This window comes from Pseudomonas meliae, assembly GCF_001400515.1.
Classification (GTDB): Bacteria; Pseudomonadota; Gammaproteobacteria; order Pseudomonadales; family Pseudomonadaceae; genus Aquipseudomonas; species Aquipseudomonas amygdali.
Window position 1 is genome coordinate 1 of the sequence record NZ_LJQT01000449.1, and the last position, 4,913, is coordinate 4,913.

4 protein-coding genes are annotated in these 4,913 nt (G+C 53.3%); 3 read left to right on the top strand and 1 reads right to left on the bottom strand.

Translation table 11 applies throughout. The features are described from left to right. Positions 1-64: 64 nt before the first annotated feature. From ALO64_RS20570 to ALO64_RS20585, 3 genes are all read left to right on the top strand, one after another. Positions 65-1,498: an SIR2 family protein gene (locus tag ALO64_RS20570; RefSeq protein ID WP_235378744.1), complete on the top strand. Its 1,434-nt coding sequence runs from the start codon at positions 65-67 to the stop codon at positions 1,496-1,498. Then, positions 1,495-3,297 carry an ATP-binding protein gene (locus ALO64_RS20575; protein ID WP_044345551.1) on the top strand — a complete coding sequence of 601 codons (1,803 nt, stop codon included), beginning with the start codon at positions 1,495-1,497 and terminating at the stop codon, positions 3,295-3,297. The genes ALO64_RS20570 and ALO64_RS20575 overlap by 4 nt, the downstream gene beginning before the upstream one ends. A gap of 876 nt (positions 3,298-4,173) precedes the next feature. Continuing rightward, positions 4,174-4,365, top strand: a complete 192-nt coding sequence (locus tag ALO64_RS20585) for a hypothetical protein (RefSeq protein WP_005745773.1) — start codon at positions 4,174-4,176, stop codon at positions 4,363-4,365. A gap of 86 nt (positions 4,366-4,451) precedes the next feature. Here ALO64_RS20585 and ALO64_RS20590 read toward each other — a convergent pair whose 3' ends face one another. Continuing rightward, positions 4,452-4,805, bottom strand: coding sequence for a hypothetical protein (locus ALO64_RS20590; protein WP_227024878.1), 354 nt, complete (start codon positions 4,803-4,805; stop codon positions 4,452-4,454). Between the last annotated feature and the right edge of the window lie 108 nt (positions 4,806-4,913).

Sequence of the window (4,913 nt, forward strand, 5' to 3'; positions counted from 1 at the left end):
GTCTACACCCTCTTAGGCGTAGGCTATCAATGTCCGTCTGAATGACTACCGATGACGGGCGTTTATGTTCAATCCGCCCAGCATCAGAGCCGCCGGGGCGCGGCTCGCCCTGATGCCCAGCTTCCGACCCATTAAGGTCGGTGGCGACAGGCAGAAGTCGGCCAATAGCTGTCGCTCGAGCTTAGCGGTTAATGTCAGCCTGAAAGGGGTCCTGTGTTTCGAGCCGCAGTTATTAATGGCCTCCCCAGTAGCACTCTGCCCATTGCTAGATGTATCGTCTCCTTTCGTCATTATGCGCAGCCAGGGAGGAAAGCCAGTGATTTCTATCGGCGATATCTACAATCAAGACATCAACTTCCTATTCGGATCAGGAGCATCATTCGGCCTGCTCCCGACCCTCCAGCTGCAGGTCCAGACTGGAGAGGGCAACTCGCGCTACACGTTGGAGGAACTAGCCACCAAATTCGAGCGCGAGGGCGACCGGCGTCTCATTCCATTGTTTATGCACTACTACGCCAGCTGTATCCGCCCTGCCGAGCAAATTAGCCTGGAACAGGCGGTGACCGGAGAAGCAGGTGCCACGGTTATCAAGAACTACCGCACCTTCCTAACGACAGCACTCGAAATGGTAAAGCGGCGCAAAGCGCTGGATCGCCGTTGCAATGTGTTCACGACGAACTATGACGGTTGCTTCCCGCTCGTGGCTGACGCGCTTATCAAGGAAGGCTGCATTGACTTCGTGCTAAATGACGGTGCGCGAGGATTCACGCGGCGCATGTTACAGGCCCGAAATTTCGGGTCATACCTTTGCCAGGCCGGTGTCTTCGGCCGTTATCAGAGCAGCATTCCTCAAATCAATCTGATCCATTTGCATGGGTCGGTCTACTGGAGCAAGTTGGACGCAGCGATTCAGGTTGGCTACGACCTGTCTAACCGCGAAAGTCTGCTGGATGCTGACGCTATGGCGATGTTGCAACCATTTTCGACTGCGCTTACTAACCCTGCATCGACGCTTACCGACGTCCCAGCCACAGATTTTTCCACTGAAGAATTGGTGGCGTTCTGGGACAAATATGAACAGATTCCTATTGTCAACCCGACCAAGTGGAAGTTCCACGAGACGGTCTACGAGGAGCATTACTATCAAATGCTTCGGCTGCTCAGTTATGAGCTTGAGAAACCAAACGCCGTACTCATCACCTTCGGGTTCTCGTTTGCCGACGAGCATATCCTGAACCTCGTCATGCGTTCTCTCTCCAATCCGGGGCTGCAGGTGTTTGTTTGCTGTTACAGCCAAGCTGGGCACGCCGAAATGGAGGACAAATTCAAGGGCAACCGTAACGTCAAATGCCTCATGCTACAGAGTGGGGTAATGGATTTTACCGCATTCAATGAGCAGGTATTGGCTTGGCCGGAGGCTACGGCTCTTGCACCGGCTACCCCCATACCTCCAGCAGCTATTCCTGTGACCGATGCAGACCTCGAGCCCCTGATATGAGTATTCGCGTTGGCGAGGTCATCGCCGTCCATGGAACAAAATTGGTTCTGAAGATCGATGAACAGTCGAGCAAGGAAACCCTGTTCTATGAAGGAGAGAGGTACAAGGGAGTCTCAATCCGCGAATACCTATCCATTCAGCGTGGCTTCCGCGAAATCATCTGCATCGTCGAGGGCGAGTATCTGGATGAAAGCCGCACTGAGGTGCATGATGGTCGGCAAACGTTTGTGCGAAAGGTAGAGGCTAGGCCGATTGGATACTTCGACCGTTCTGGTTTCACTCAGGGCATCAAGTATCTACCGATGATCCAGGATGCGGCTTACCTGCTTCCAGAGGAGAAAATCAGGTCTATCTTCGACCGCAAGGCGGACAGTGATTTCAGAATTGGGACTATGCTGAAAGAGGAAATCGCGATTGGGTTGCCGTGGAAACGGCTCTTCAATAGCCATATCGGTATCTTCGGCAATACCGGAAGCGGCAAGTCGAATACTCTGGCAAAGCTTTACACTGTTCTTTTCGATCAAAAGTTGCCTCTCATTACAGGTAAGAGCCGTTTCATCATCTTGGATTTTAATGGTGAGTACGGCGGTGAGCAGCTCGTGGCTGCGGATCACAAAGCCGTTTATCAACTGTCCACGCTTACCGCTCCAAACCTGAACGATCTAGCTTCACGGTTCCCGCTGGCAACGCAGGAATTTTGGCAGCTCGAGACTATGGCTCTGCTTTTTCAGGCTACCCCGAACACGCAAAGGCCATTCCTCAACCGTGTCATCTTAGGTAGGGAACGCTATGGAGCCATTCCGGGAGCACTCGCGAATTATGCGAAGCTGATGTTCCATACTTCGTTCTGCGCCGGAGAGGTCAAGACGGCGACGCTGGATTTGATGCGCACCGCCTCGCGGCTTATGGGAAATCAGCAGGTGCAGGACATGCTGGCAGGTGTGGTCTGGCACCGGCTTGGTGCGCGCTTCACTTACCAGGGGCGGTTCATAGGTACCGATGGCGCACAGTACGCGGCGGATATCGCTCCAATTGTAGAGACACTAGATGCCGCAGCCCTCGATGAGTTCGACCAGCTTGTGCTACGCGTCAACTTGCAGCTGATGTCAGATCTGAACGCCGGATACGTTCAGTTTGAGCATATCCAGCCACTTCTGAAGCGCGTCGAGTCTTCACTCGCCAACCTGCGTAAAGTGTTGTCTGTTTCGGATGCAGCACCAGATGAGCGGCTGCTCACGGTCATCTCGATGCGCCGCTGCAACAACGAGATTAAGAAGGTCCTGCCTCTACTGTTCGCGAAGCATTACTACAACAGTCACAAGGCCACGGTCACCAATCCGCCCGACCGGACCATCCACCTCATCGTCGATGAGGCGCATAATATCCTGTCCGATCAGTCTGCGAGAGAAAGTGAAACCTGGAAGGATTATCGGCTCGAGCAGTTCGAAGAGATCATTAAGGAGGGACGCAAGTTTGGGATGTTCATTACCATCGCCAGCCAGCGTCCGGCTGATATCTCGCCCACAATCGTCTCGCAGCTTCACAATTTCTTCATTCACCGCTTGGTGAATGATCGGGATCTTTACTTGATCGACAATACAATCTCTACGCTGGATTCTTTGTCTCGTAGCCTCATCCCTGGACTCTCACAAGGGTGTTGCGTGATCACTGGTACTGCTTTTGAGCTGCCGATGGTGATCCAGGTGGATAGACTGCTAGATGGTAAGCAACCTGCCAGTGAGGACGTCGATCTCGACAGGCTTTGGAGTGATGCTCTGGCAGTTGGGACGGAGGAGTAAAGCCAGTCGCAGCAGCAATGGTGCTGCACAACCTTCTCTCGCAGGCTAAAGCGGTCAATCAAGAACAACTGCTGAGCGACTGCTTTTGGCCTAAAGCACCCGGTCATGAGTCGGGTGTTGGCAGCGCAGGGCAAGCTGCAGCCCTTAAGACCTTGAGTGACCAGCAACTTATAGGCGCTAAAGGTTATCTATCTGTTGATTGAGGAGGCAGGCGCAAAGGCTCATAGATCTTGAAGCGCTTGCGCGCTGTGGCATCTCCATAAAGTCATCAATCATCTGGGGCATCGGTCAGCAAAGTCTCTAGGGAGTTGCTGGCATGGGGTCTCGGGGCGTAGCCCTGAGCAGGGCGGTAGGCATCGTAAGGAAGTGAAACGACTGCAGCGAGGCCGGTTGTGGGGACGCCATTTATGGCGGGAGTACAAACCCTACCCTGTCCCAGTTCTTATCCACCAAATGGTTGCCGCCGTTGTGGACGATTTTGGTCAGAGAAGTTGTCTGGACGTAGGTGCTGGATTTCTTGGTCCTTGATGAATAAAAGCATCGTTGAGGAGGGGGCAGGGGAATCGTCCAATGACTCGATAAACACAAGAATCAGGCGCCTTCGGCCTAACAAAATTGATCATCAAAATATTTTGCGAAGTGAGCGCGGTAATTTTCAGAAAACACCGCAACACGACGCTGTACAAAGCACGGCGTTGGCTGTGATGGTGTCGGTATTGTGAAGTGCGCGCAGTTGCCGTTGGTGACTGTGCCTGGATCACTCGGGTAAAGAAGAGAACAACATCTGGGAGCACAGGGAAAGGTAGATCCGGTGATGCTGAGGGAGGCATTCGGTAGGCAAATCTGGATACGTCATCCATATCTGGAGTAAACGCTATGAGTGAAAGCTGGCTGAAGAAAATGTGGTCGCTCGCACTGCGACGGAAATCTGTAGAAGCGATGAACGGGCGTAAGCCGTTTACCAGGTGCGGAACCCTCATGGTCTATGCGGGAGAGCTCAAGCTGATACCTGAACTCATTCCGGAGTCAAAACCTGCCAGAAGCTCCACGCCGCCCGATTCAGATTGAGTGCAGCATCTCAGGGTGGCTGAACGCCTGTCAGTAAAAGTGGAACGCCTTAACTGATACCCACTTTGGGTCGCCGGTACGCAGGGCTAGCTGCTCAGACTACCTTCCTGATCAAACAGCGCTCTGGCTGAGGGGCCATAGGTCGCGATGACATTCTCGATGGTATCCCGGTCGTTACAGTTCAAACTGCGGGTCAGGTCGAAGAGGGTGTTTCGCTCGGCTTTCCACAAGCTGATGATTTCAGCATTCGGCCCGGCTTTCTTTCGCTCGTAGAATATTGACTCGGAGCGGAGCGCTATCAAGCAGCCCAAGACGTCCTGGGCGATTTCCAGTCTATGAGCATCTGATGGTTGGATCATTGTTAAGACCTCCTGCTGATCAGTATCAGTACGTCGCGTGGTAGTTTCTGGATTTTTGAATGCTTCGTAATCGATGCTCATCGGGGCTGTCGCCCGGCTGTTGTGGACTGCGTCGACTGTCAGCTGGGAGGCATCCCGCGATCCAGGATACGTTTTTGACAGGTGCTGCTGTTAGGGAGGCGCTGCAAA

Excerpts from the sequence above, each read along its gene's own strand:
- ALO64_RS20570 (WP_235378744.1), top strand. The coding sequence starts at position 65 with ATGTTCAATCCGCCCAGCATCAGAGCCGCCGGGGCGCGGCTCGCCCTG.
- ALO64_RS20575 (WP_044345551.1), top strand. The coding sequence starts at position 1,495 with ATGAGTATTCGCGTTGGCGAGGTCATCGCCGTCCATGGAACAAAATTG.
- ALO64_RS20585 (WP_005745773.1), top strand. The coding sequence starts at position 4,174 with ATGAGTGAAAGCTGGCTGAAGAAAATGTGGTCGCTCGCACTGCGACGG.
- ALO64_RS20590 (WP_227024878.1), bottom strand. The coding sequence starts at position 4,805 with ATGAGCATCGATTACGAAGCATTCAAAAATCCAGAAACTACCACGCGA.